Source organism: Paenibacillus sp. R-74696 (assembly GCF_055814915.1).
In genome coordinates, this window is record NZ_JBPULM010000001.1 from 32,865 (window position 1) to 58,004 (window position 25,140).

A 25,140-nucleotide genomic window follows, 5' to 3' on the forward strand; every position below is an offset into this window, starting at 1 on the left:
TGAGGGGAAGCTGCCTGCGTATGCGTATATCGAGATTCTAGCAGCTTTTCAGAAGAGGTAATGACTAACATTTGCGGCTTTTCTGATAAAGCCACTTGACACTCTAGGTGTACAGGTGATACTATATCGAAGTGTGCCTAATTGTGTGATCTTCTACCGCTAAAGGATAGGTGATTCCATGCAGTTTAAAGTTGGCGCGAAACAGACGACGAAGATGCTTGAGCAAGATAAAGCAATCGAAGTCTACATTGCTCAAGATGCAGATCCACGAATGAAAGAGAAGGTACTTCATTTGTGTGAGCGGTCGAGTATCCCGGTCAAATGGGTAGAAACGATGCAAGACCTTGGGAAAACCTGCGGAATTGATGTCGGAGCTGCTATGGCAGCGCTCGTAACCGATGATGAATAAAGGAAAAAAGCATTTTTGCTGGTGCAACTTCAACCTGATGATGGACTGGTAAGAATTTTTATTTGTTCTTTTATGAACCACCTGGATCTGTGGGCTTTAAAATTAGGTGTAATGTCTACCATATTAAATGACATGAATAACGGAAGGGGGTGGCAACATGCCAACAATTAACCAGCTAGTCCGTAAAGGACGCCAAGCTAAAGTCGTAAAATCGAAATCGCCAGCTTTGCAAAAAGGTTTCAACGCCTTGAAACGTGAAGCTACAAACATCAGTGCTCCGCAAAAACGCGGTGTGTGCACTCGTGTAGGTACAATGACTCCGAAAAAACCGAACTCTGCACTTCGTAAATACGCGCGTGTACGTTTGACTAACCGCGTAGAGGTTACAGCTTACATTCCGGGTATCGGACATAACCTGCAAGAGCACAGTGTAGTATTGATCCGTGGCGGACGGGTAAAAGACCTTCCAGGTGTACGTTACCATATCGTTCGCGGCGCTTTGGATACAGCGGGAGTTAACAACCGTAACCAATCTCGTTCGAAATACGGTGCTAAACGTCCTAAAGTTAAGAAATAATAATTGCTTTACCACTAATGAAATTATCATTCAGGAAAGGGGGACTTTCTCATGCCACGCAAAGGTCCTGTAACAAAACGTGATGTGCTTCCGGATCCGGTTTACAATAGCAAACTGGTAACGAGACTCATCAACCGCATTATGATCGACGGTAAACGCGGAACAGCACAAACGCTGTTGTACGATGCCTTCAAACTGATCCAAGAACGCACGGGTAAAGATCCGATGGAAGTGTTCGAAGCAGCTTTGAAAAATATCATGCCAGTACTTGAGGTTAAAGCACGCCGTGTCGGCGGTGCCAACTATCAAGTGCCGATCGAAGTTAAACCTGAGCGCCGTACATCGCTTGGTCTCCGTTGGCTCGTGAACTACTCACGTAACCGCGGTGAGAAAACGATGGTAGAGCGTTTGGCTGCTGAAATTACTGATGCTTCCAATAACACTGGCGCATCCGTTAAGAAGCGCGAAGATACACACAAAATGGCAGAAGCAAACAGAGCGTTTGCTCACTACCGTTGGTAGGATTCGGCTAACGCTGAATCAACAAATAATCTCATTTAATGAGAGGAGACCAGTTCATGGCTAGAGAGTTCTCCTTGAAAAATACACGGAATATCGGGATTATGGCGCATATCGATGCGGGTAAAACTACTACAACTGAGCGTATCTTGTTCTACACAGGCCGGACTCACAAAATCGGAGAGGTGCATGAAGGCGCCGCTACGATGGACTGGATGGAACAAGAGCAAGAGCGCGGTATTACGATTACGTCTGCCGCGACGACTGCTCAATGGGATGGTCACCGCATCAATATCATCGATACCCCGGGACACGTTGACTTCACAGTAGAAGTTGAACGTTCCCTCCGCGTATTGGACGGGGCAGTTGGCGTTTTCAGTGCAAAAGAAGGCGTTGAGCCTCAGTCCGAAACCGTATGGCGTCAAGCTGACCGTTACGGTGTTCCACGGATTGCTTATATCAACAAAATGGACATTATCGGCGCGGATTTCTTGAATGTTATCAAGGATATGCGTTTACGTCTACAAGCAAATGCTGTTGCGATTCAAATTCCGATTGGCGCTGAGAGTGATTTTGTCGGCGTTATCGATATCGTTGAACGCGTAGCATACAAATACAAAGATGATCTCGGAAAAGACCCTGAGAAAATCGAAATTCCTGCTGAGTATGCCGACCAAGTCGAAGAACTCCGTACGGAATTGATCGAGAAAGTTGCCGAACTGGACGAAGATTTGACGATGAAATATCTGGAAGGCGAAGAAATTACAATTCCAGAAATTAAAGCAGCGCTTCGTAAAGGCGTTTGTGAAGTTAAAATCTTCCCAGTTATCGTTGGCTCCTCGTACCGCAATAAAGGCGTTCAAATGATGTTGGATGCTGTTGTTGACTACCTTCCATCGCCACTTGATGTACCAGCTATCAAAGGTACTCTTGATGACGGTACTGAGGAAATTCGTCAATCTTCAGATTCAGAACCGTTCTCGGCTCTGGCATTCAAAATCATGACGGACCCTTATGTTGGTAAATTGACGTTCTTCCGTGTGTATTCCGGCGTCCTAAAATCAGGTTCGTATGTTCTGAATGGTACAAAGAACAAACGTGAGCGTATTGGTCGGATTCTGCAAATGCATGCGAACAGCCGTCAAGAAATTTCCGAGGTTTACTCTGGAGATATCGCTGCTGCAGTTGGTTTGAAAGATACCATTACAGGCGATACGCTTTGCGATGAGAAAAACCCGATTATTCTTGAATCTATGAATTTCCCTGATCCAGTTATCTCGGTAGCTATCGAACCAAAAACGAAAGCTGACCAAGACAAACTCGGTATCGCGATTTCCAAGCTTGCGGAAGAAGATCCTACTTTCCGTGCGCATACGGATGAAGAAACAAACCAAACAATTATCTCTGGTATGGGTGAGCTTCACCTTGAGATTCTAGTTGACCGTATGCTTCGTGAATTTAAGGTTGAGACAAACGTTGGTAAGCCTCAAGTTGCTTATCGTGAGACGTTCCGTCAAGCTGCAAAAGTCGAAGGTAAATTCGTTCGTCAATCCGGTGGTAAAGGTCAATATGGCCATTGCTGGGTTGAATTCGTTCCACAAGAGCCGGGTGACGGTTTCGTGTTCGAGAACAAGGTTGTGGGTGGATCGATTCCTCGTGAATTTATCGCTCCAATCCAAGCTGGTATCGAAGAGTCGATGAAGAACGGCGTTATCGCTGGCTTCCCGCTCGTTGATGTTAAAGCGATTGTTTTCGACGGATCTTATCATGATGTTGACTCCTCGGAGATGGCGTTTAAAATTGCAGGTTCGATGGCGCTTAAAGCTGCCAAAGAAAAATGTAAGCCAGTTCTGCTTGAGCCAATCATGAAAGTTGAAGTTACTGTTCCTGAAGAGTACATGGGCGATGTTATGGGTATGTTGAACTCCCGTCGTGGTCGTATTGAAGGTATGGATACTCGCGCAGGTGCGCAAATTATCCGTGCTAAGGTGCCTCTCTCCGAGATGTTCGGTTATTCCACAACACTTCGTTCCGGTACACAAGGACGCGGCGTATTCTCGATGGAGCTTTCTCACTATGAAGAAGTTCCTAAATCGATTTCTGAAGAGATTATTGCTAAACACAAAGGCGAATAATTTTTGCCTTTGTCTAGGCTGGTCTTTTTTACTCCGGTTGGCATTACAGCTTGCTAAGCAAGCAAGTGCTCAGCCACCATATAAAACCTTTTAAATATTGAGGAGGATTAAGTTCAATGGGAAAAGCTAAATTTGAACGTAACAAACCGCACGTTAATATCGGTACTATTGGTCACGTCGATCACGGTAAAACGACTCTGACTGCAGCAATCACTACTGTACTTTCCAAAAAATACGGCGGTGCTGCTATTGCTTTTGACCAAATCGATAAAGCTCCAGAAGAGCGCGAGCGCGGTATCACGATCTCGACAGCTCACGTTGAGTATGAGACGCCAGCTCGTCACTACGCTCACGTTGACTGCCCAGGTCACGCCGACTATGTAAAAAACATGATCACTGGTGCTGCACAAATGGACGGAGCAATCCTAGTAGTTTCCGCAGCTGATGGTCCTATGCCACAAACTCGTGAGCACATCTTGCTGTCCAAGCAAGTTGGCGTTCCTTACATCGTTGTATTCCTGAACAAATGCGACATGGTTGAAGACGAAGAGCTTCTTGAACTGGTTGAGATGGAAGTTCGCGACCTTCTTTCCGAGTATGAGTTCCCAGGCGACGACACTCCAATCATCCGCGGTGCTGCTCGTGAAGCTCTGCAAAACCCAGAAGGTCCTTGGGCTGACAAAATCATCGAGCTCTTCGAGCAAGTTGATACTTACATCCCAACTCCTGAGCGCGATGTTGCGAAACCTTTCCTTATGCCTGTCGAGGACGTTTTCACAATCACTGGCCGTGGTACAGTAGCAACTGGCCGTGTTGAGCGTGGCGTTATCAAAGTAGGCGACGAGATCGAAATTATCGGTCTTGCTGAAGAGTCCCGCAAATCCGTTGTAACTGGCGTTGAAATGTTCCGTAAATTGCTTGATTCCGCTCAAGCAGGCGACAACGTTGGCGCATTGCTTCGTGGTGTAGACCGTAAAGATATTGAGCGTGGACAAGTATTGGCTAAACCGGGTTCGGTTAAACCACACACTAACTTCACTGCACAAATCTACGTTCTGACTAAAGAAGAGGGTGGCCGTCACAAGCCTTTCTTCACTGGATACCGTCCACAGTTCTACTTCCGTACAACTGACGTTACTGGTATCATCAACCTTCCAGAAGGTACTGAAATGGTTATGCCTGGCGACAACATCACAGTTACTGTTGAGCTTATCGCTCCAATCGCGGTTGAAGAGGGAACTCGTTTCTCCATCCGTGAAGGCGGCCGTACTGTAGGCGCTGGCGCTGTAGCAACTATTCAAAAATAATCGCGTGCGGCTTTAAGCCGCGCACGACTTGAACCTCTCACCTCGGTGAGAGGTTTTTTATTTTCCATGGACAAGTCATTGACGGCGCTGCTGTATCACCTTTAATATGAGATAAGATGTATACAGCTGCAATAGAAGGAAACCTTATGGGAACTTAGACAAATGCAGCTTATTATGTAGGGGAGGATTTTAGAGATGATGAAGAAAAATATGTGGGTAGGATTAATGCTAGTACTCGTTTTGGTCATTTCGGCATGTGGGGGCAATAAAGGATCGGGTAATACAGGGGAGCAGGCTTCAACTGCACCAAGCAGTTCTGCTGAAGCAACAGACAGTGGAGCGAAAGAAAATTATAAAATTTCGATTTCACAATATGTAGAGCATCCGTCGCTAGACGCTACGAGAGAAGGATTTATAGCGGCCTTGAAGGATGCGGGCTTGGTTGAAGGTCAGAATTTGACCATTGATTTTAATACGGCGCAAGCAGATCAAGCGAACAACCAAACGCTGGCTCAAAAGATCGCGGCCGATAAAAGTGATTTGGCGTTAGGTATTGCTACACCATCAGCACAAGCGCTAGTGAAAGAAGTGACTGATCGTCCTGTACTTTTTGCAGCGGTTACCGATCCAATTGATTCGAAGCTTGTTACAAATCTTGATGCCCCAGGCGGTCTTGTGTCTGGAGCGTCCGATACAAATCCTTCAGCGATTACAGAGCTAATGGATTTTGTAGCTGCTAATTTCCCGAAAGTGAAAAATGTTGGCCTTGTTATTAATGAAGGTGAGCCTAATGCAGTTGTCATGGCAAAAATTGCAGAAGAAGCGCTTGCTAAGCATGACATTAAGCTTGTTCGTGCAGCTGTGAGCAACACATCAGAAGTACAGCAAGCAGTTGCTTCCCTTGTGGGTAAAGTAGACGCACTGTATATTACTTTGGATAATTCAGTAGTGAGTAGTCTGGATACACTAATTAAAACAGCTAATGATAATGATCTTCCGTTTTTTGCGAGTGACCGTGATACGGTTGAGCGCGGCGCTTTTGCAACAATTGGCTTCAAATATTATGACCATGGTTACCAAGTAGGCCAAATGGCTGTGGATATCTTGAAAAATGGCAAAAAGCCGGGCGAAATGAAAGTAACCGTGCCGGACAAGCTGGATCTTATTTTGAACATGAAGGCAGCTAAGGAACAAGGCATTAACGTAACCGATGAGATGAAAAACCAAGTCAAGGATGCTGCTTCCAACATTATTGAATAGTTTGTAACTTAACGGGCATTTTTTTACAATGTAACGGCTATTGTCGCCATTAGACGGCAGTAGCCGTTTACAATTCCCCCGTTTGCCATGAGGAGGTTCCCAATTGCTTAGTTTATTGAAATCGATGCCTGGTGCAATTGAGCTTGGTTTAATTTATGCTTTGATGGCGCTTGGCGTCTACATTACGTATCGTATATTAGATTTTCCGGATTTGACTGTAGAAGGCAGCTTCACTACGGGTGGCGGCATTGCTATGATTTTGATTACGAATGGTGCATCACCCTGGGTAGCTACTATTGCTGCTTTTGCTGGCGGTGCAGTGGCGGGAGCCATTACCGGGCTTTTGCATACAAAAGGTAAAATAAATGGCCTGCTATCCGGCATTATTATGATGATAGCCCTTTATTCCATTAATCTGCGGATCATGGGCAAGCCTAATGTGTCCGTATATGGCATGGATACGATTTTTACGACTAGCAACGTACTTGTTATTGTCGTTATCGTTGTTATTGTGACCAAGCTGCTCCTCGATTTATTTCTGCATACCGATTTAGGGCTAAGCCTGCGCGCAACGGGAGATAATGAGCGGATGATTCGAAGCTTTGGCTCCAACACGGAAACTACTAAAATCATCGGTATATCCCTCTCCAACGCGCTCGTTGCTTTATCAGGCGGTTTATTCGCACAGCAGTCCACTGCTGCTGATATTTCCATGGGGATCGGCGTTATCGTCGTCGGTTTGGCTTCCGTTATTATTGGCGAGGCTATTTTTGGAGCTCGTAAAGTTTTTTGGGCCACGCTGGCTGTCGTTCTTGGTTCCATTGTGTATCGAATCATTATTACGATTGCCTACCGGGTCGAGTGGCTCAAAGCTTCTGACTTAAAGCTGATTACTGCGGTAATCGTTATTGTTGCCCTTGTTGTTCCAACCATTCAGAAATCGTTTAAGCAGAAAAAAATGGCCCGCAAACGCTCGGCGGAGCTGCTTACTGATCCTGTACAACGTGGAGGTGGGCAGTGATGCTGAATATTTCAAAGGTGTCCAAGCTTTTTAATCCAGGAACTGTTGATGAAAAGACAGCTTTAATTAACATTAATCTTCATCTGAAGCCGGGCGATTTTGTTACGGTCATTGGAAGTAATGGAGCAGGCAAGTCTACTTTGATGAATATTATATCGGGTGTCATGCGCCCAGATGCCGGCGATGTTGAAATTGCTGGGGATAAAATGACACTGCTTCCCGAGTATAAACGCAGCAAATGGATCGGCAGAGTATTTCAAGATCCAATGGCGGGCACAGCGCCGCGCATGACGATTGAGGAAAATCTGGCGATGGCTTATAAAAGAGGCAAGCCGCGTGGGCTCATGCTAGGAGTGACGCCGGCCAAGCGCGCTTTTTTCAAGGAGCAGCTTTCAAGGCTCGGCATTGGGCTTGAGAACCGCCTGGGCGCAAAGGTTGGCCTTCTATCAGGTGGAGAGCGGCAAGCGCTTAGCCTCCTGATGGCGACCTTTACAAAGCCTCAAATATTGCTGCTTGATGAGCACACGGCCGCGCTTGATCCTGCTCGCGCAGAGCTGATTACAGCGCTCACGGATTCGCTTGTACACGAAATGAAGCTGACGACGCTGATGGTGACGCATAATATGGAGCAGGCAATCCGTCTAGGCAACCGGCTTATTATGATGGACAAGGGCCGAATCATTCTTGATGTTAACGAGCAGCGCAAGAAGGATCTGACTGTAGCGCAGCTGCTCAACGAATTCGAGCAAATTAGCGGCAAGAAACTGGCCGACGATCGGATTGTGCTAGGCTAGCAACAGGCATAGGGTGGATGTTTGATCGGAGCAATACATGATTAATAAAGCATAGAAGATCGCTTTTCTGTCGGGTCATGGGTGAAAGCTTGCCAATGTACTGACAGAAGTGCGATCTTCTGCTGTTTTAGCGGTTTGCTGCCATCAGATGAAGGTGTTCGGATGCGTTTCTTCTATTATATATAGAAGGTACTGCAATCTTTTTGTTTATGGGGCTGGCAAAATGTCTAAGCTAATAGCATCAGAGGCTCTATATTCCTTCATAAAAGGATGAATGGCCGCTAATTTAATTGAAATTAGCATGAAAGCAAAGTTCTGCTTGCATTTGCCTATTCATTTCGTTATAATAATGTCTGTTGGTCTGTGACGTTGCGATGATGTGAGAGGTTGCCGACACACCCGGCCCCTTTGCCATGGGGCATGTGCCGGGTTTTCTCATGGAGTATGTCCGATAATAAATTGGGCGATAGAAGGAGGGACTTATATGGCAAAGCAAAAGATTCGTATTCGCTTGAAAGCGTACGATCATAGGATTCTTGATCAATCCGCAGAGAAAATTGTGGAAACTGCAAAACGTTCCGGAGCGAGTGTTTCCGGGCCGATTCCGCTTCCAACGGAAAAGCAAATCATCACCATTCTCCGTGCGGTGCACAAGTACAAGGATTCCAGGGAACAATTCGAAATGCGTACACATAAACGCTTGATCGACATTGTTAACCCTACGCCGCAAACGGTTGATGCGTTGATGCGCCTGGATTTACCATCCGGTGTAGATATCGAAATCAAACTGTAAAAGCAACACCAGTATATGTGATATAGAAGGGAAATGAGGTGTCAACATGAAAGGTATCTTAGGTAAAAAACTTGGAATGACTCAAGTGTTTACTGCTGAAGGTAACGTAATTCCGGTTACGGTTATCGAAGCTGGACCATGTGTCGTTTTGCAGAAGAAAGACCAGGAAACTGATGGTTACGAAGCTGTTCAACTCGGCTATGCCGACAAGAAAGAAAGCAGAACTATTAAGCCGGAAATTGGCCACGCTAAAAAAGCGGGAGCTACTCCTAAGCGCTACGTTCGTGAAATTCGCGGCATTCAATTGGGTGACTACGAAGTAGGTCAAGTGGTTAAAGCTGACCTTTTCGCAGAAGGCGAATTCGTTGACGTAACAGGTATTTCTAAAGGTAAAGGCTTTGCCGGCGTTATTAAACGTTGGGGACAAAGCACGGGTCCTATGTCTCACGGTTCCCGTTACCACCGTGGTCCAGGTTCCATGGGTTCGATTCAAGCGAACCGCGTACCGAAAGGCAAACGCCTTCCAGGTCACATGGGTACTGAAGCTATCACGATCCAAAAGCTTGAAGTTATCCGCGTAGACGCTGAGCGTAACGTGTTGCTAGTTAAAGGTTCTATACCAGGTCCTAAAAACGGTTTTGTGAAAGTTAAACTTACCGTTAAGAAATAAATTCTTAGAAGAAAGGAGGAACAATAAATGCCTAAAGTAACATTATACAATGTGAGCGGTTCGCAAGTAGGCGAAGTGGAATTGGCAGATAGCGTATTCGGTATCGAGCCTAACAAACACGTTCTACACAGCGCTGTTACGCTTCAGCAAGCTGCTGAGCGTGCAGGAACTCACAAAACTAAAGGACGCTCTGAAGTACGTGGTGGCGGTCGTAAGCCTTGGAAACAAAAAGGAACTGGCCGTGCTCGTCAAGGTAGCATTCGCTCCCCGCAATGGGTTGGCGGCGGTACAGTATTTGGACCGACTCCACGCTCTTACGGATTCAAGCTTCCTAAGAAAGTTCGTCGTTTGGCAATCAAATCGGCTCTATCTTCGAAGGTGATCGCTAACGAAATTATCGTTCTTGATCAATTGTCGTTCTCGGCTCCTAAGACGAAAGAATTCGTAGCGATTCTGAACAATCTGAAAGTGGCTCGTAAAGCGCTTGTTGTTTTGCCTAGCTATGATGACAATGTAGCATTGTCTGCTCGTAACATCCCAGGTGTGAAATTCGTTGCAGCTGACGGCATTAATGTTCTGGATGTACTTGTATATGACAAGCTCATCATCACTAAAGATGCTGTTGAGAAAGTACAGGAGGTGTTTGCGTAATGAAAAACCCTCGCGATATTATTAAACGTCCTGTTATTACAGAACGTACTAGCGAATACATGGTTTCCAAACGTTACGTGTTCGAAGTTGATCTTCGCTCTAACAAAACGGAAATCAAAAACGCTATTGAGCAAATTTTCAAAGTTAAGGTTACTAGCGTTAACACAATGCGTGTGGCTGGTAAACCTAAACGCTATGGTAAATATAGCGGTTATAGATCCGAATGGAAAAAAGCAATCGTTCAACTGAGCGATGATAGCAAAGAACTTGAGTTCTTTGAAACGTCTGTTTAGAAAAGGAGGAAATTCAAGTGCCAATTAAAAAGTATAAACCGACCTCTCCTGCACGTCGTGGTATGTCGGTCTCGACTTTCGAAGAGATCACAACAGACACACCGGAGAAATCGTTACTAGCACCACTTTTCAAAAAAGCTGGTCGTAACAACCAAGGTAAAATTACGGTTCGTCATCAAGGCGGCGGACACAAACGTAAATATCGGATTATCGACTTCAAGCGTCTTAAGGATGGAATTGCTGGTAAAGTGGCAACGATCGAATACGATCCGAACCGTACTTCCAACATTGCTCTGATCCACTACGCTGATGGTGAGAAAGCCTACATTATCGCTCCAAAAGGTCTTAAAGTTGGAGATCAAGTAATGTCCGGTCCTACTGCTGATATTAAAGTAGGTAACACTCTTCCACTTGGTAACATTCCTGTTGGTTCGGTTATCCACAACATTGAATTGCAACCAGGTAAAGGCGGACAATTGGTTCGTGCTGCTGGTACTGAAGCTCAGCTTCTTGGTAAAGAAGAAGTTTACGTTTCGATCCGTCTTTCTTCCGGTGAAGTTCGTCGCATTCTGAGAACTTGCCGTGCAACAATCGGTTCTGTTGGTAACGAAGATCACGAACTCGTGAAAATCGGTAAAGCCGGCCGTTCCCGTTGGATGAACAGACGTCCAGAAGTCCGCGGCGTTGTAATGAACCCTAACGATCACCCACACGGTGGTGGTGAAGGTCGCGCTCCTATCGGTCGTAAATCGCCAATGTCTCCTTGGGGCAAACCAACACTTGGTTTCAAAACCCGCAAGAAGAAAAAAGCTTCGAGCCAATATATTATTCGTCGTCGTACGAAGTAATAACTGCTTAAATGAAGCTGCGTGACATAGAGTCACGTTATGTTCCGCGAAGGGAGGACTCCACATGGGTCGCAGTTTGAAAAAAGGACCGTTTGTTGACGGCTACCTGCTCAAAAAAGTCGAGGATTTGAATGAATCAAACAAAAAAGTCGTGATCAAAACTTGGTCCCGCCGCTCGACAATTTTCCCGCAATTTATTGGCCACACTTTCGGCGTTTATGACGGCCGCAAGCACGTACCAGTATGGGTAACGGAAGATATGGTTGGACACAAGCTCGGTGAGTTTGCACCAACTCGTACGTACAAAGGTCATGATGACGATAAGAAAACGGGCAGAAGATAATTTTGCCTATAAGATCTTTATCGATTGAAAGGAGGTTCACACATGTCTGAAGCTAAAGCGCATTTGAGATTCGTACGTATTGCTCCTCGTAAAGCTCAACTCGTTGCGGATTTGATTCGCGGCAAGAAAGTTGGCGAGGCAATCGCGATTCTGCGTCACACGCCTAAATCTGCTTCCCCGATTTTGGAGAAGCTGCTGAACTCTGCTATTGCTAACGCTGAGCATAACTATCAATTGGACGTTAACAAGCTGGTTATTTCCCAGGCTTTCGTTAACCAAGGTCCAACTATGAAACGTTTCCGCCCACGTGCAATGGGACGTGCAAGCAAAATCAACAAAAGAACCAGCCACATCACTTTGGTGGTATCTGAGAAATAAGGAGGGATAACGTGTGGGTCAAAAGGTAAATCCGGTCGGTCTTCGTGTTGGGATTATCCGTGATTGGGAATCCAAATGGTACGCAGGCAAAGACTTCGGCGATCTTCTGATTGAAGACGTAAAAATTCGTGAATACCTAAAGAACAAACTTAAGGATGCGGCAGTATCCCATATCGAAATCGAGCGCGCGGCTAACCGTGTTAACGTGACGATTCAAACTGCTAAGCCGGGTATGGTTATCGGTAAAGGCGGTTCCGAAGTGGAGAACCTGCGCACGGAGCTTGGTAAAATCACTAAAGGCAAAAAAGTTCACATCAATATTTCTGAAATTAAACAAGCAGATATGGATGCTATTCTTGTAGCAGAAAGTATCGCACAACAGCTGGAGCGTCGTGTTTCTTTCCGTCGTGCTTTGAAACAAGCGATCCAACGTTCGATGCGTGCTGGCGCTAAAGGGATCAAAACCGCTGTTAGCGGACGTCTCGGTGGTGCTGAAATTGCTCGTTCAGAAGGCTATAGCGAAGGTACAGTTCCACTTCATACCCTTCGTGCTGATATCGATTATGGTACAGCTGAAGCGCATACGACTTATGGTCGTATCGGTGTAAAAGTTTGGATCTACCGTGGCGAAGTCCTTCCGGTTAAGAAGAAAGCTCCCCAGGAAGGAGGCAACTAATCATGTTGGTACCTAAACGTGTCAAACACCGCAAGCAACAACGCGGACATATGAAAGGTCGCGCTAAAGGCGGTACTGAAGTTTCTTTCGGAGAATACGGTCTTCAAGCGCTTGAGCCGTCATGGATTACGAACCGTCAAATCGAATCGGCTCGTATTGCTATGACTCGTTACATCAAACGTGGTGGTAAAGTATGGATCAAGATTTTCCCTGCTAAGCCAATCACTCAAAAGCCTCTCGAGGTTCGTATGGGTAGCGGTAAAGGTAACGTTGAGAAATGGGTTGCTGTCGTTAAGCCAGGCAAAATTATGTTTGAGCTTGCTGGAGTGCCTGAAGAGGTTGCTCGCGAAGCAATGCGTCTTGCGTCACACAAACTGCCTGTTAAAACGAAGTTCGTGAAACGCGAAGAAGTAGGTGGTGAAGCAAATGAAGGCTAGTGAATTTCGTAACCTAACCTCTGCTGAGATCGAACAAAAGGTAAATGGTTTTAAAGAGGAGCTATTTAACCTTCGTTTCCAATTGGCTACTGGCCAACTGGACAATCCGACACGGATTCGTGACGTACGGAGAGAAATTGCTCGTGCTAAAACCATCTTGCGTGAAAGAGAACTCGGAATCAGCAGCTAAATAGTAGTCCTTAACTAAGGAAAAATTGCCAAGGTTTAAGGAAGGAGGAAGAACATGAGCGAACGTAATGCCCGCAAAGTGTTAGTCGGTAAAGTGGTGAGTGACAAAATGGATAAAACAGTTGTTGTTGCTATTGAAACATATAAAAAACACAGCCTGTACCATAAACGTATCAAATCCACGAAAAAGTTCAAAGCCCATGATGAGAACAACACTGCTAAAATCGGTGATGTTGTAAAAATTATGGAAACTCGTCCGCTTTCGAAAGACAAACGCTTCAGACTCGTGGAGATTGTTGAAGTAGCGATTGTCCTTTAAGTTTGAAAATGTAATCTAGTTTTGTCCGAAAGGAGGACGTTGACATGATTCAACCATTTTCCCGTTTGCGTGTCGCTGACAACTCAGGAGCTAAAGAACTGATGTGTATCCGTGTACTTGGTGGAACTGGTCGTCGCGTAGCGGCTATCGGCGATTTAATCGTTTGTTCCGTTAAACAAGCAACACCAGGCGGCGTTGTCAAAAAAGGTGATGTTGTTAAAGCAGTTATCGTTCGTACAAAGCGTACGGTTCGTCGTAAAGACGGTTCCTACATCGCATTTGACGAAAATGCAGCTGTAATCGTTAAGGAAGACAAGAGCCCACGTGGTACTCGTATTTTTGGACCAGTTGCTCGTGAGCTGCGCGATAAAGATTTCATGAAAATCGTATCGCTTGCACCAGAAGTTATCTAATAAAAGTCCCCAAGGGATTGCAATAGCTTGATCATCAAGCATGCAGGAGGTGTAACTCATGCCAAGATTGAAAAAAATTCTTGAATCGCATAACAATAAATTGCACGTTAAAAAAGATGATACGGTCATCGTCATTTCCGGTAAGGATAAAGGCAAAAAAGGCCGTGTAATCGCTGCATATCCGCGTGAAAACCGCGTACTTGTAGAAGGCGTCAATATGGTTAAAAAGCATACTCGTCCATCGCAGGCTAACCCGCAGGGCGGTATCATCGAGCAAGAAGCGCCGATCCACGTATCGAACGTGATGCACATTGATCCGAAGAGCGGTAAAGTAACTCGCATTGGATATAAAGTGCTTGATAACGGCAAAAAAGTTCGGATCGCAAAACGTTCCGGCGAAGTAATCGACTAACGTTACTGTAGGAAGGAGGACCATGAATCATGGCTGCAAGAATGAAGGATCGTTTTCTTAACGAGATCACTCCTGCTCTGATGCAGAAGTTTAACTATACAACAGTTATGCAAGTGCCTAAAATCGAGAAAGTCGTCATCAATATGGGTGTCGGCGAAGCTGTTGCTAACTCGAAAGTACTTGATGTTGCTGTTGATGAGCTTCGTCAAATCGCCGGTCAAAAACCGGTTGTAACTCGCGCGAAGAAGTCCATTGCCGGCTTCAAACTTCGTGAGAACATGCCAATCGGGGTTAAAGTAACACTGCGCGGCGAGCGTATGTATTACTTCCTGGATAAGCTGTTCAACATCTCCCTCCCACGTGTTCGTGACTTCCGCGGCGTATCTTCAAAAGCATTTGACGGTCGCGGTAACTACACACTGGGTTTGAAAGAGCAATTGATCTTCCCGGAGATTGAATACGATAAAGTTGATAAAGTTCGTGGTATGGATATCGTCATCGTGACGACGGCAAAAACGGACGAAGAATCTCGCGAATTGCTCACCCAATTGGGTATGCCGTTTGCGAAGTAATCCACTTTTAGGAGGTGTAATACCCAGTGGCAAAAACTTCGATGAAAGTGAAGCAACAGCGTACACCGAAATTTAAAGTGCGTGCGTACACGCGCTGTGAACGTTGTGGCCGTCCGCACTCTGTTTTGCAAAAGTTTAAAGTTTGCCGGATTTGTTTCCGTGAGTTAGCATACAAAGGCCAGATCCCTGGCGTTAAGAAAGCAAGCTGGTAATAAGCCTAGTTCGGGAAGGAGGTTAACACAAATGGTTATGTCTGATCCGATTGCAGATATGCTGACACGCATTCGCAATGCGAACCTTGTTCGTCATGAAACCGTTGAAATGCCCGCTTCGAAAGTGAAGAAGGAAATCGCTGAAATTCTGAAGCGTGAGGGTTTCATCCGCGATGCTGAATATATCGAGGATAACAAGCAAGGGATTATCCGTATTTTCTTGAAATACGGCCCGAGCCAAGAGCGTGTAATCACTGGTCTGAAACGTATTTCTAAACCAGGACTTCGCGTTTATACAAAATCTAATGAGATCCCTCGTGTACTGGGCGGTCTGGGAATTGCTATTATTTCCACGTCCAAAGGGATTATGACTGATAAAGAAGCACGTCAAGGCAAAGCTGGCGGCGAAGTCGTCTGCTACGTTTGGTAATTAACAAGTCACAAAGATTGGAGGTGTAACGATGTCCCGTATTGGTCGCAAGCCAATCCAAGTGCCTAACGGCGTAACAATCAACTTGGAAAACACTAATATTACTGTTAAAGGACCTAAAGGAACGCTTTCCCGTGAATTTCACAAAGATATGAAAGTCAATGTGAGTGAAACTGAAATCGTCATTGAACGTCCTTCTGACAATAAATTGCATCGCTCTTTGCACGGTACTACTCGCAGCATCATCGCTAACATGGTGAGCGGAGTTACTGACGGATTCTCGAAAAATCTTGAACTCGTTGGCGTAGGTTATCGTGCAAGCAAAAATGGTGAGAAAATCGTTCTTAACGTTGGTTACTCTCACCCAGTGGAAATCGCTCCTGAAGGCGGAATCGAGTTCGACGTTCCAGCAAACACGAAAATTACTGTTCGCGGAATCGATAAAGAACTCGTTGGCGCATTTGCTGCCAAAATCCGTTCTGTACGTGAGCCTGAGCCGTATAAAGGTAAAGGTATCAAGTACGAAGGCGAGCGCATTATTCGCAAAGAAGGTAAAGCTGGTAAGAAGAAATAAGCAGTCCGACATGGCTGCTTAACATAGCGGTATGAGGAATTGGAAAGGAGTGAACCTTGAATGATTACGAAAGGCGATAAAAACAAGGCACGTCTGAAAAGACACTTGCGTGTTCGTAAAAAAATCAATGGAACGGTTGCACGCCCACGTCTGTCTGTGTTTCGTTCCGCTAAGCATATGTATGCTCAATTGATCGATGATGTACAAGGAGTAACACTTGCTGCTGCTTCTACACAAGACAAAGAGCTGACTGAAGCAATCGGCAACGGCGGCAGCGTCGAAGCTGCACGTAAAGTTGGCGAATTGCTTGCACAACGCGCTAAAGCGAAAGGTGTAAACCAAGTAGTTTTTGATCGCGGTGGTTACTTGTATCACGGAAGAATTCAGGCGCTTGCTGATGCAGCTCGCGAAGCTGGTCTGGAATTCTAATCGACTTTACTTATAAGGAGGTTAAACGACTTGCGTATAGATCCGAATACGTTAGAACTTACTGAAAAAGTTGTCAACATCAACCGTGTTGCCAAAGTTGTTAAAGGCGGACGCCGCTTCAGCTTTAGTGCATTGGTAGTAGTTGGCGACGGCAACGGCTATGTTGGCGCAGGAATCGGTAAAGCAGGCGAAGTACCTGATGCAATCCGCAAAGGTATCGAAGATGCTAAGAAAAACCTGATTCATGTTCCAATCGTTGGTACAACAATTCCTCACCTTGTGCTAGGACATTTCGGCGCTGGAGAAGTTCTCCTGAAGCCGGCATCCGAAGGTACAGGTGTTATCGCTGGTGGCCCAGTTCGTGCAGTTCTTGAACTTGCTGGCGTTGGCGATATTTTGACGAAATCCCTCGGTTCTTCGAACTCCATGAACATGGTTAACGCAACGCTCGAAGGTCTTTCACGTTTGAAACGTGCTGAAGATGTTGCGAAGCTTCGTGGTAAAACTGTCGAAGAGCTGTTAGGTTAAGGAGGGGTATACGATGGCAAAATTGCAAATCACCCTCGTTCGCAGTTTGATCGGCCGTAACGAGAAACAGCGTGCTACTGTAGCATCGCTGGGACTTCGTAAAATCCGTCAAACCGTTGAGTTGAACGATACTGTAGCTATTCGCGGCATGGTTAAACATGTTAGCCACTTGGTTAAAGTCGAAGAAGTATAAGATAGTCATTCATACCAAGAAATAAACAAGGAGGTGCAAGAACGATGAAATTGCATGAACTCGCACCAGCACCAGGTTCCAAGCAAACGCCAAAACGTAAAGGTCGCGGTATTGGTACCGGTAACGGTAAAACAGCTGGACGTGGTCACAAAGGTCAAAATGCTCGCTCCGGCGGCGGTGTTCGTCCTGGTTTCGAGGGTGGTCAAAACCCATTGTACCGTCGTGTACCGAAACGCGGATTTAACAACCGTTTCCGTAAAGAGTATGCCATAATCAACATTGAAGAGCTTAACAGCTTTGCAGCAGGCACCGAAGTCACTCCAGAAGTTCTTCTTGAGCAAGGGATTGTAAAAAATCCACTAGCGGGCATTAAGATTTTGGGTAACGGTGAAATCAACGTCCAACTGACTGTAAAAGCAAGCAAGTTCTCTCAATCTGCGGTAGAGAAAATCCAGGCTGCCGGCGGTAAAACCGAGGTGATCTAATTGTTCAAAACCGTGTCCAATATTTGGAAAGTTGCGGATTTGCGCTCGCGCATTCTATTTACGCTTTTCATCCTGCTCATCTACCGGATTGGTTCTTTCATTCCGGTGCCGGGCATCAATAAAGAAGTGTTTAAACAAGTTGATCGCGCAGGTGCAGATTTGTTCGGCTTGCTTAACACGTTTTCTGGTGGAGCGCTTTTCAAATTCTCTATCTTTGCAATTGGGATTATGCCATATATTACAGCTTCGATTATCGTGCAGCTGTTGTCGATGGATGTTATACCTAAATTCGCAGAGTGGGCGAAGGAAGGCGAGAACGGCAAACGTAAGCTCGCGCAAATTACACGTTACGGCACGGTTATTCTTGGTTTGGTCCAGGGTTTCGCAACAGCAATCGGCTTCAATCGCCAGTACGGCAATGAGATGATTCCTGGTGCGACCTTCGTTGATTATTTGGTTGTTGCTATCATCTTGACTGCAGGTACTGCTTTCTTGATGTGGCTAGGCGAGCAAATTACTGAGCGTGGTATTGGTAACGGTATTTCGATCCTGATCTTTGCAGGTATCGCTGCCGGTATCCCAGGCCACATCCGTACAATTTGGCAAGATCAATTTATTGGTCAAGAAGCTGCTTTGTTCTGGAATATTGGTAAAATGGTTCTGATCCTAATTGTGATCATTGCCATCATCGTCGGAGTAATCTTTGTTCAGCAAGGGATTCGTAAAATTCCGGTTCAATACGCTAAACGTGTAGTGGGCAGAAAAATGTACGGCGGACAATCGACGCATATCCCAATGAAAGTAAACGGAGCAGGTGTTATTCCGGTTATTTTCGCGGTGTCGCTTCTGATGTTCCCGGTTACGATTGCTCAGTTCTGGAATGGATCGGTATGGGCTAACTGGATTATCAATAATATGTATTATGACAAACCGCTTGGTATGGTCTTGTATGTACTGTTGATTATCGGATTCACTTTCTTCTATACCTTCGTTCAAATTAATCCGGTACAAATGGCGGATCAAATGAAAAAGAATGGTGGTTATATCCCAGGTATTCGCCCGGGTAAGCCAACTTCTTCTTATCTGACTCGCGTTATGTCGCGTATTACATTGACGGGCGCGCTTTTCCTAGCGGTTATCTCGATAATGCCAGTGCTCTTTGGATCACTTGCAGGATTGCCGCGTACGGTGCAACTTGGCGGAACTTCGCTTCTGATCGTTATTGGCGTTGCGCTTGATACGATGAAGCAAATCGAAACTCAGTTGATCAAACGCCATTACAAAGGGTTTATCAATAAATAACAATAGGTTCTGTTCGGGCTTCCGTGACGTCGCTTTCGATGGTACGGACCCGCATGAGCCTATTGTGTTTAAAGTGAGGAACACGAATGAACATTTTATTCATGGGCCCTCCGGGAGCCGGTAAAGGAACGCAAGCTGAACGAATCGTTTCCGAGTTTGGTGTACCACACATCTCGACAGGCGATGCATTCCGCCTTGCTATGAAAGAAGGCACTGCGCTCGGTCTCAAAGCGAAAGAGTATGTCGATAAAGGACTGCTTGTACCCGATGAGATTACGAACGGTATCGTAAAAGAACGTCTTGCATTAGACGATTGTAATAAAGGGTTTTTGCTGGACGGTTTTCCTCGGACATTGCAACAAGCCGAAGCGCTTGATGGCATGCTCAAGGAACTTGACCGAGGCATTAGCCATGTCGTTAATTTAAAGGTTGATCGTGGATTTCTCATGGCACGCCTAACTGGAAGACGCATTTGCAAAACATGCGGAACGACGTATCACATTCTGTTCAATCCGCCGAAGCAAGAAGGCGTCTGCGATAAAGACGGCGGCGAATTGTATCAGCGTTCGGATGATACGGAGGAGAAGGTTGGAACGCGTCTTGATGAGTACATTTCCAAAACTGCTCCACTTCTTGATTATTACAGTGATAAAGGTCTTCTTCGCGAAGTCGATGGCGAGAAGGAAATTAATGCGGTAACAGCCGACATTACTTCCATCTTGCGAGGTTCGTTGTAATGATTATACGCAAATCCGAATCGGAGCTGCGCTATATGAGAGAAGCTGGCAGAATTGTTGCGGATGCACATCGGTTGATGGCGAGGTCGGTGAAGCCGGGTATTACTACCATTGAGCTTGATCAACTAGCTGAAGACTACATTCGCAGTCAAGGAGCCGTGCCTTCTTTTAAAGGTTACAATGGTTTTCCCGCCAGCATTTGCGCTTCTGTAAATGACGAGCTGGTACATGGTTTTCCAGGACCTCGGAAGTTGAACGAAGGCGATATTATTAGTATTGATATCGGGGCGCAGTACAATGGCTATCATGGCGACTCTGCATGGACCTACGCGGTCGGCGCAGTAACGCCTGAAATACAGAGGCTGCTGGATGTAGCGGAACAGTCGCTTTATGCGGCCGTGAATCTCATCCGTCCGAATGAGAAGCTATTTACGATATCCCATGCTGTTCAGCAAGTTGTCGAAGCGGCTGGCTTCTCGGTTGTACGTGAGTTTGTTGGTCATGGAATTGGAGCTAAGCTTCATGAGGAACCACAAATTCCGAACTATGGCCTGCCAGGTCGCGGACCGAAGCTTGAGCCAGGAATGGTGCTTTGCATCGAACCTATGGTGAACATCGGTGAACGATATGTCCGCACGCTTGAAGACAATTGGACGGTCGTAACGGAAGACGGCTCGATGTGTGCTCATTTTGAGCATACGGTTGCCGTAACGGAGAATGGTTTTGAAATTTTGACGCTTTCGAAGCCACAGGCGGAATGAGCCAGAGATGGATAAATTCCCGCAGGTAGGCCAAATTGTCAAAGTGCTTCGGGGCAAGGATGAAGACAGCTATGCGGTCGTCATATCCATCATTGACGAACGTTTCGTTATGATTGTAGATGGCGATAAGCGGCGCTTTGACTCGCCGAAGAAGAAGAACGTTCTGCATCTCGAGTTACAGCCTGTTATAAGCAGCGAAGTTGTAAACAGCTTGCTTGAATCAGGCAGGGTGACCAATACCAAGTTACGTTATGTTATACAGAAGTTTGCACATGCGAAAGGAGAATGACGGTTGGCTAAGGAAGACATCATTGAGGTCGAAGGTACGGTGATCGAACCGTTGCCGAATGCCACATTCAAGGTGGAGCTGGAGAACGGTCATCAAATTCTCGCACATGTTTCCGGTAAGCTCAGAATGCACTTTATTCGTATTCTGACGGGAGACAAGGTGGTTATACAGTTATCGCCTTATGATTTAACAAAAGGGCGCATCACCTATCGTAAGTAGGCCGCATTGCGGTTTGCGAGCGAAAGATTCGGGAGGTAATCACAATGAAGGTTAGACCTTCGGTTAAGCCGATTTGCGAAAAATGCAAAGTCATTCGTCGCAAAGGCAACGTTATGGTGATTTGTGAAAATCCGAAACACAAACAAAAACAAGGATAGAAGGAGGGATAACGGCCTATGGCACGTATAGCTGGTGTAGACTTGCCGCGTGATAAGCGCGTCGAAATCGCTCTGACATACATTTTCGGTGTTGGCAAAGTGACTTCACAAAAAATTCTGAGCACAACTGGCGTTAACGCGGACACTCGTGTTCGTGATTTGACAGAAGATGAGCTTGCGAAAATTCGTGAAGCAATTGACAAATCCGTTAAAGTGGAAGGCGACCTGCGTCGTGAAATTTCGCTTAACATCAAACGTCTGATTGAAATCGGATGTTACCGTGGTGTTCGTCACCGTCGTGGTTTGCCTGTTCGCGGTCAACGCACGAAAACAAATGCGCGTACGCGTAAAGGTCCTCGTCGGACTGTAGCTAACAAAAAGAAATAAGAAGAGGTGAAATAGGATAATGGCAAAACCGAAAAAAGTCGTTCGTACAAAACGTCGTGATCGGAAAAATATTGAGTCTGGCGTCGCTCACATTCGCTCGACTTTCAATAACACGATTGTTACAATTACGGACCCTCACGGCAATGCAATCTCTTGGGCAAGCTCCGGTAACATGGGTTTCAGAGGTTCGCGTAAAAGCACACCTTTCGCAGCTCAAATGGCAGCTGAAACTGCAGCTAAAGCAGCAATGGAACATGGCATGAAAACCGTTGAGGTTATGGTTAAAGGTCCAGGCGCTGGTCGTGAAGCAGCTATTCGTTCGCTTCAAGCAGCAGGTCTAGAAGTTAACCTGATTAAAGACGTTACTCCAGTGCCTCATAACGGATGCCGTCCACCAAAACGTCGTCGCGTATAGTTAGATCCACTGTGGTATCAAATGACAGCAACTTGTGAATAATGGTTGTGAAGGTTTGGCATACTACGAGATTTGACTTAAGATACGGTATGGTAACGGAGCGACGTTTGAAGGAGGGTACTATTAGTGATTGAGATCGAAAAGCCGAAAATCGAGACCGTGGATTTGAACGAGGATGGGACTTACGGACGGTTCATTGTTGAGCCGCTCGAGCGTGGCTACGGCACGACGCTTGGAAATTCGCTTCGCCGAATTTTGTTGTCGTCTTTGCCGGGTGCAGCTGTTACTTCCGTTCAGATCGACGGAGTGCTTCACGAGTTCTCTACAGTTCCAGGAGTGATGGAAGACGTAACTGAAATCATTCTGAACCTGAAGGGCCTCTCGTTGAAAATCCACTCCGATGAAGAGAAGGTTTTGGAAATCGACGCTGAAGGCGAAGGAATCGTTACGGCGGGCGATATTCGTGCTGACAGCGATGTCGAGATTTTGAACCCTGATCTTCACATCGCCACCTTGGCCTCCGGCGCGCGGCTCCATATGCGTGTTTTTGCTAATCGGGGACGCGGATATGTGCAAGCGGACCGTAACAAAAGGGAAGATCAACCGATTGGAGTCATCCCGGTTGATTCGATTTACACGCCAATTACACGTGTAAATTACAGTGTGGAGAATACTCGTGTTGGTCAAGTGACTAACTATGATAAGCTTACGCTGGAAGTTTGGACTGACGGAAGTATTCGTCCGGAAGAGGCTGTAAGCCTCGGCGCTAAAATCTTGACTGAGCATTTGGATCTATTCGTTGGCTTGACTGACGAAGCGAAAGATGCCGAGATTATGGTGGAGAAGGAAGAAGACAAAAAAGAGAAAGTTCTGGAGATGACTATCGAAGAACTCGATCTTTCCGTACGTTCATACAACTGCTTGAAGCGTGCAGGAATCAATACCGTTCAAGAGCTGATTACGAAATCCGAAGAGGACATGATGAAGGTTCGCAACCTGGGCCGCAAGTCGCTTGAGGAAGTTCAAGAGAAGCTGGAAGAACTGGGTCTTGGCCTGCGCATGGAAGAGTAGTATCAATTAGTCTAGACTACAGGCAAGGGAGGGAAAATCAAGATGGCATATCAAAAACTAGGCCGTAACGCTAGCGCGCGGAAAGCATTGTTCCGTGACCTCGTTACTGACCTTTTCCTTTATGAGCGTATTCAAACAACGGAAGCAAAAGCGAAAGAGGTTCGTTCGATCGCTGAAAAGCTGATCACGAAAGCGAAGCAAGGCGACTTGCACGCTCGTCGTCAAGTAGCAGCTTACGTGCGTCGTGAAACAATCGATGGAGAGCAAGATGCAATCCAAAAATTGTTCTCGGAGCTGGGCCCCCGTTACTCGGAGCGTCCGGGCGGATACACGCGGATTTTGAAACTAGGACCTCGCCGTGGCGACGCTGCGCCAATGGTATATTTGGAACTGGTAGACCGCGCGTAACATGAGAAAGGGTGGACCCTCGAGGCCACCTTTTTTTATTTGCTGGCTTTTGTGAGAGCAGGGATAGAGTGGCTTCGCGTCGGCTGATGATAGTGTGAAGCTTTGGGCGGGGCGGGCGTTCCGTGAAAGGTTTGGGCTTACGATCGTTGTTGTTGTCTGATTATTAATAACTAGCGCTTAGCGGTTTAAATCAGACAACAAAGACGAACGCTTCGCTTCTCCAGCTCCAAACCTTTCACTCCACTCCCATTCCCTCTCCAAAGCACATCACTCTACCACCCAGCCTCGCTTCGCCCAGCCCGGACCTCACAAGCCGCAAATAAACGCGGCCTGAGCGCCAGGAAGGCAGCAGACGTAGTGTTCCCTATTACTTACTCAGGCACACTATGTCTAAAAACTTCCTGCTGCTCAGCTTTGCTTAGAGCGTCAATGGAAGACACCTCCGGTATTTGCTGCGAGGCAGGAGCGGCCGCGCAGTTCTAATGGATGCAGCAAAGGCTTGAGGGAGCAAGAGGTTGGAAAGCCTTTGAAGGTTTGGGTAAACTCTCGGTTGAGGGTTTGGGATAGAAGCCTTTAAAGGTTTGGCTACAAGCCCTCTCGAGGGTCTGGGAGGAATTCCACATGCGAAATATTGCAGTAAAGGTTAGCTACGATGGGGCGCAGTTTAATGGCTTCCAATCTCAGCTGGAGCCGCATCTCAGAACGGTGCAGCAGGAGATTGAGAAGGCGTTAAAGGCGCTTACGGGTGAGGAAATTAATATCATTGGCTCGGGCCGGACAGATGCAGGCGTTCATGCTATGGGCCAGGTATTCAATTTTCATACGAAATCCGTCATACCTGCGGAACGATGGGCTATTGCGCTGAATACGAGGCTGCCGAAGGATATTGTTATTTTGGAGGCGTTCGAGGTGCCGGAGCATTTTCATTCCCGGCGCTCGGCCAAACGAAAAACGTATCGTTATTCGATAGATCGTGGCAAGTTCCCAGATGTATTCACCCGTGAGTATTGCTTTCATTATCCGATGCGCTTAGATGCAGAGGCTATGGCGAAAGCACTTCCCTATGTGATTGGCGAGCATGATTTTACTTCTTTCACATCTATTCATTCGACAAAGCCGCATCATATAAGAACGATTTATGAGGCGTATTTTGAGCAGCAGGGCAGCAAGCTTCATATGTACGTGACCGGCAACGGTTTTTTGTACAATATGGTGCGGGTTATTATGGGGACACTGCTATGGGTGGGGCAAGGCAAGCTGAAGCCGGAAGATATGAAGCGCATATTAGAAGGCAAAAGCAGGTCTTTGGCTGGCCCAACTGCAATGCCTCATGGCCTTACGCTGGTCGAAGTTGAATATCCGGATGAACTAAGAAGTTAATCGTACAAACTGCTTGCTTTAGGCCACTTTATATAGTAATATATAACTTGTGCTTTCTTAGTGGCTATCCCACAGCCCCGACTGAGATCGTCACAAACTTGGCAGCAATAACTGTTATAAATCGAACGGAAACGTTCTTTGATAAA

40 protein-coding genes are annotated in these 25,140 nt (G+C 46.2%); all 40 read left to right on the forward strand.

Features of this window, described 5'->3' with window-relative positions; genetic code table 11:
* Positions 1-178 precede the first annotated feature (178 nt).
* The gene (locus tag ACSR9A_RS00160) at positions 179-409 is read left to right on the forward strand and encodes a ribosomal L7Ae/L30e/S12e/Gadd45 family protein (RefSeq protein WP_341279788.1); all 231 of its coding nucleotides are present in this window, start codon (positions 179-181) and stop codon (positions 407-409) included.
* Between the two features lie 157 nt (positions 410-566).
* Positions 567-986, forward strand: a complete 420-nt coding sequence (gene rpsL / locus ACSR9A_RS00165; RefSeq protein ID WP_473755036.1) for a 30S ribosomal protein S12 — start codon at positions 567-569, stop codon at positions 984-986.
* Positions 987-1,037: 51 nt separating this feature from the next.
* Positions 1,038-1,508 (forward strand): 30S ribosomal protein S7, encoded by a 471-nt coding sequence (gene rpsG / locus ACSR9A_RS00170; protein WP_046234219.1) that lies wholly within the window; start codon positions 1,038-1,040, stop codon positions 1,506-1,508.
* Between the two features lie 56 nt (positions 1,509-1,564).
* Positions 1,565-3,640, forward strand: a complete 2,076-nt coding sequence (gene fusA / locus ACSR9A_RS00175) for an elongation factor G (RefSeq protein ID WP_473755037.1) — start codon at positions 1,565-1,567, stop codon at positions 3,638-3,640.
* A gap of 116 nt (positions 3,641-3,756) precedes the next feature.
* Positions 3,757-4,947 carry an elongation factor Tu gene (gene tuf, locus ACSR9A_RS00180; protein ID WP_046234221.1) on the forward strand — a complete coding sequence of 397 codons (1,191 nt, stop codon included), beginning with the start codon at positions 3,757-3,759 and terminating at the stop codon, positions 4,945-4,947.
* A gap of 198 nt (positions 4,948-5,145) precedes the next feature.
* The gene (locus ACSR9A_RS00185; protein WP_473755051.1) at positions 5,146-6,207 is read left to right on the forward strand and encodes an ABC transporter substrate-binding protein; all 1,062 of its coding nucleotides are present in this window, start codon (positions 5,146-5,148) and stop codon (positions 6,205-6,207) included.
* Positions 6,208-6,310: 103 nt separating this feature from the next.
* Entirely contained in the window at positions 6,311-7,228 is a 918-nt protein-coding gene (locus ACSR9A_RS00190) for an ABC transporter permease (protein ID WP_445933765.1), read from the forward strand.
* Positions 7,228-8,022, forward strand: coding sequence for an ABC transporter ATP-binding protein (locus ACSR9A_RS00195; RefSeq protein ID WP_341279785.1), 795 nt, complete (start codon positions 7,228-7,230; stop codon positions 8,020-8,022). The genes ACSR9A_RS00190 and ACSR9A_RS00195 overlap by 1 nt, the downstream gene beginning before the upstream one ends.
* A 484-nt stretch (positions 8,023-8,506) precedes the next feature.
* A complete protein-coding gene (rpsJ, locus tag ACSR9A_RS00200; protein WP_046234225.1) occupies positions 8,507-8,815 on the forward strand; it encodes a 30S ribosomal protein S10 in 309 nt (102 codons plus the stop codon).
* 46 nt (positions 8,816-8,861) lie between these two features.
* Positions 8,862-9,485 carry a 50S ribosomal protein L3 gene (gene rplC / locus ACSR9A_RS00205; protein WP_341279784.1) on the forward strand — a complete coding sequence of 208 codons (624 nt, stop codon included), beginning with the start codon at positions 8,862-8,864 and terminating at the stop codon, positions 9,483-9,485.
* 27 nt (positions 9,486-9,512) lie between these two features.
* Positions 9,513-10,136 carry a 50S ribosomal protein L4 gene (gene rplD, locus ACSR9A_RS00210; RefSeq protein WP_341279783.1) on the forward strand — a complete coding sequence of 208 codons (624 nt, stop codon included), beginning with the start codon at positions 9,513-9,515 and terminating at the stop codon, positions 10,134-10,136.
* A complete protein-coding gene (gene rplW, locus ACSR9A_RS00215; protein ID WP_046234228.1) occupies positions 10,136-10,429 on the forward strand; it encodes a 50S ribosomal protein L23 in 294 nt (97 codons plus the stop codon). Before rplD ends, rplW begins: the two co-directional genes overlap by 1 nt.
* 17 nt (positions 10,430-10,446) lie before the next feature.
* Complete coding sequence (gene rplB / locus ACSR9A_RS00220) at positions 10,447-11,277, forward strand: 50S ribosomal protein L2 (RefSeq protein WP_341279782.1); 831 nt, start codon at positions 10,447-10,449, stop codon at positions 11,275-11,277.
* A 64-nt stretch (positions 11,278-11,341) separates the two neighbouring features.
* Positions 11,342-11,620 (forward strand): 30S ribosomal protein S19, encoded by a 279-nt coding sequence (gene rpsS, locus ACSR9A_RS00225; RefSeq protein ID WP_338553285.1) that lies wholly within the window; start codon positions 11,342-11,344, stop codon positions 11,618-11,620.
* A 42-nt stretch (positions 11,621-11,662) separates the two neighbouring features.
* On the forward strand, positions 11,663-11,998 hold the full coding sequence (gene rplV / locus ACSR9A_RS00230; RefSeq protein WP_046234231.1) for a 50S ribosomal protein L22: 336 nt from the start codon (positions 11,663-11,665) through the stop codon (positions 11,996-11,998).
* Positions 11,999-12,011: 13 nt separating this feature from the next.
* Complete coding sequence (gene rpsC, locus ACSR9A_RS00235) at positions 12,012-12,674, forward strand: 30S ribosomal protein S3 (RefSeq protein WP_046234232.1); 663 nt, start codon at positions 12,012-12,014, stop codon at positions 12,672-12,674.
* Between the two features lie 2 nt (positions 12,675-12,676).
* A complete protein-coding gene (gene rplP, locus ACSR9A_RS00240) occupies positions 12,677-13,111 on the forward strand; it encodes a 50S ribosomal protein L16 (protein WP_046234233.1) in 435 nt (144 codons plus the stop codon).
* Positions 13,101-13,301: a 50S ribosomal protein L29 gene (rpmC, locus tag ACSR9A_RS00245; protein ID WP_046234234.1), complete on the forward strand. Its 201-nt coding sequence runs from the start codon at positions 13,101-13,103 to the stop codon at positions 13,299-13,301. Before rplP ends, rpmC begins: the two co-directional genes overlap by 11 nt.
* 54 nt (positions 13,302-13,355) lie before the next feature.
* Entirely contained in the window at positions 13,356-13,619 is a 264-nt protein-coding gene (gene rpsQ / locus ACSR9A_RS00250) for a 30S ribosomal protein S17 (RefSeq protein ID WP_341279781.1), read from the forward strand.
* A 44-nt stretch (positions 13,620-13,663) separates the two neighbouring features.
* Complete coding sequence (gene rplN / locus ACSR9A_RS00255) at positions 13,664-14,032, forward strand: 50S ribosomal protein L14 (protein WP_046234236.1); 369 nt, start codon at positions 13,664-13,666, stop codon at positions 14,030-14,032.
* 58 nt (positions 14,033-14,090) lie between these two features.
* Entirely contained in the window at positions 14,091-14,444 is a 354-nt protein-coding gene (gene rplX / locus ACSR9A_RS00260; RefSeq protein ID WP_074905002.1) for a 50S ribosomal protein L24, read from the forward strand.
* Between the two features lie 29 nt (positions 14,445-14,473).
* Positions 14,474-15,016: a 50S ribosomal protein L5 gene (rplE, locus tag ACSR9A_RS00265; RefSeq protein ID WP_046234237.1), complete on the forward strand. Its 543-nt coding sequence runs from the start codon at positions 14,474-14,476 to the stop codon at positions 15,014-15,016.
* Positions 15,017-15,042: 26 nt separating this feature from the next.
* Positions 15,043-15,228 carry a type Z 30S ribosomal protein S14 gene (locus ACSR9A_RS00270; protein WP_006037933.1) on the forward strand — a complete coding sequence of 62 codons (186 nt, stop codon included), beginning with the start codon at positions 15,043-15,045 and terminating at the stop codon, positions 15,226-15,228.
* 31 nt (positions 15,229-15,259) lie between these two features.
* Entirely contained in the window at positions 15,260-15,658 is a 399-nt protein-coding gene (rpsH, locus tag ACSR9A_RS00275; protein ID WP_338553282.1) for a 30S ribosomal protein S8, read from the forward strand.
* A 31-nt stretch (positions 15,659-15,689) separates the two neighbouring features.
* Positions 15,690-16,232 carry a 50S ribosomal protein L6 gene (gene rplF, locus ACSR9A_RS00280; RefSeq protein WP_473755038.1) on the forward strand — a complete coding sequence of 181 codons (543 nt, stop codon included), beginning with the start codon at positions 15,690-15,692 and terminating at the stop codon, positions 16,230-16,232.
* A 60-nt stretch (positions 16,233-16,292) separates the two neighbouring features.
* On the forward strand, positions 16,293-16,661 hold the full coding sequence (gene rplR, locus ACSR9A_RS00285) for a 50S ribosomal protein L18 (protein ID WP_473755039.1): 369 nt from the start codon (positions 16,293-16,295) through the stop codon (positions 16,659-16,661).
* A gap of 30 nt (positions 16,662-16,691) precedes the next feature.
* On the forward strand, positions 16,692-17,189 hold the full coding sequence (gene rpsE / locus ACSR9A_RS00290; protein WP_046234241.1) for a 30S ribosomal protein S5: 498 nt from the start codon (positions 16,692-16,694) through the stop codon (positions 17,187-17,189).
* Between the two features lie 13 nt (positions 17,190-17,202).
* Positions 17,203-17,382 (forward strand): 50S ribosomal protein L30, encoded by a 180-nt coding sequence (gene rpmD, locus ACSR9A_RS00295; RefSeq protein ID WP_046234242.1) that lies wholly within the window; start codon positions 17,203-17,205, stop codon positions 17,380-17,382.
* Between the two features lie 44 nt (positions 17,383-17,426).
* Positions 17,427-17,867, forward strand: coding sequence for a 50S ribosomal protein L15 (gene rplO, locus ACSR9A_RS00300; RefSeq protein WP_046234243.1), 441 nt, complete (start codon positions 17,427-17,429; stop codon positions 17,865-17,867).
* A complete protein-coding gene (gene secY, locus ACSR9A_RS00305; RefSeq protein ID WP_341279777.1) occupies positions 17,868-19,169 on the forward strand; it encodes a preprotein translocase subunit SecY in 1,302 nt (433 codons plus the stop codon).
* 86 nt (positions 19,170-19,255) lie between these two features.
* Positions 19,256-19,906, forward strand: coding sequence for an adenylate kinase (locus ACSR9A_RS00310; RefSeq protein ID WP_473755040.1), 651 nt, complete (start codon positions 19,256-19,258; stop codon positions 19,904-19,906).
* A complete protein-coding gene (map, locus tag ACSR9A_RS00315) occupies positions 19,906-20,667 on the forward strand; it encodes a type I methionyl aminopeptidase (protein ID WP_473755041.1) in 762 nt (253 codons plus the stop codon). The genes ACSR9A_RS00310 and map overlap by 1 nt, the downstream gene beginning before the upstream one ends.
* Positions 20,668-20,674: 7 nt before the next feature.
* Entirely contained in the window at positions 20,675-20,956 is a 282-nt protein-coding gene (locus ACSR9A_RS00320) for a KOW domain-containing RNA-binding protein (RefSeq protein WP_046234247.1), read from the forward strand.
* A 3-nt stretch (positions 20,957-20,959) separates the two neighbouring features.
* The gene (gene infA / locus ACSR9A_RS00325; protein ID WP_046234248.1) at positions 20,960-21,175 is read left to right on the forward strand and encodes a translation initiation factor IF-1; all 216 of its coding nucleotides are present in this window, start codon (positions 20,960-20,962) and stop codon (positions 21,173-21,175) included.
* Between the two features lie 44 nt (positions 21,176-21,219).
* Positions 21,220-21,333 (forward strand): 50S ribosomal protein L36, encoded by a 114-nt coding sequence (gene rpmJ, locus ACSR9A_RS00330; RefSeq protein ID WP_003333770.1) that lies wholly within the window; start codon positions 21,220-21,222, stop codon positions 21,331-21,333.
* A gap of 18 nt (positions 21,334-21,351) precedes the next feature.
* Positions 21,352-21,720, forward strand: a complete 369-nt coding sequence (gene rpsM / locus ACSR9A_RS00335; RefSeq protein ID WP_341279774.1) for a 30S ribosomal protein S13 — start codon at positions 21,352-21,354, stop codon at positions 21,718-21,720.
* Positions 21,721-21,739: 19 nt separating this feature from the next.
* Complete coding sequence (gene rpsK, locus ACSR9A_RS00340) at positions 21,740-22,135, forward strand: 30S ribosomal protein S11 (RefSeq protein WP_046234250.1); 396 nt, start codon at positions 21,740-21,742, stop codon at positions 22,133-22,135.
* A gap of 126 nt (positions 22,136-22,261) precedes the next feature.
* A complete protein-coding gene (locus ACSR9A_RS00345; protein WP_046234251.1) occupies positions 22,262-23,206 on the forward strand; it encodes a DNA-directed RNA polymerase subunit alpha in 945 nt (314 codons plus the stop codon).
* A gap of 42 nt (positions 23,207-23,248) precedes the next feature.
* Positions 23,249-23,614, forward strand: a complete 366-nt coding sequence (gene rplQ / locus ACSR9A_RS00350) for a 50S ribosomal protein L17 (protein ID WP_046234252.1) — start codon at positions 23,249-23,251, stop codon at positions 23,612-23,614.
* A 621-nt stretch (positions 23,615-24,235) separates the two neighbouring features.
* Positions 24,236-24,994, forward strand: a complete 759-nt coding sequence (gene truA, locus ACSR9A_RS00355; protein ID WP_473755042.1) for a tRNA pseudouridine(38-40) synthase TruA — start codon at positions 24,236-24,238, stop codon at positions 24,992-24,994.
* Positions 24,995-25,140 lie beyond the last annotated feature (146 nt).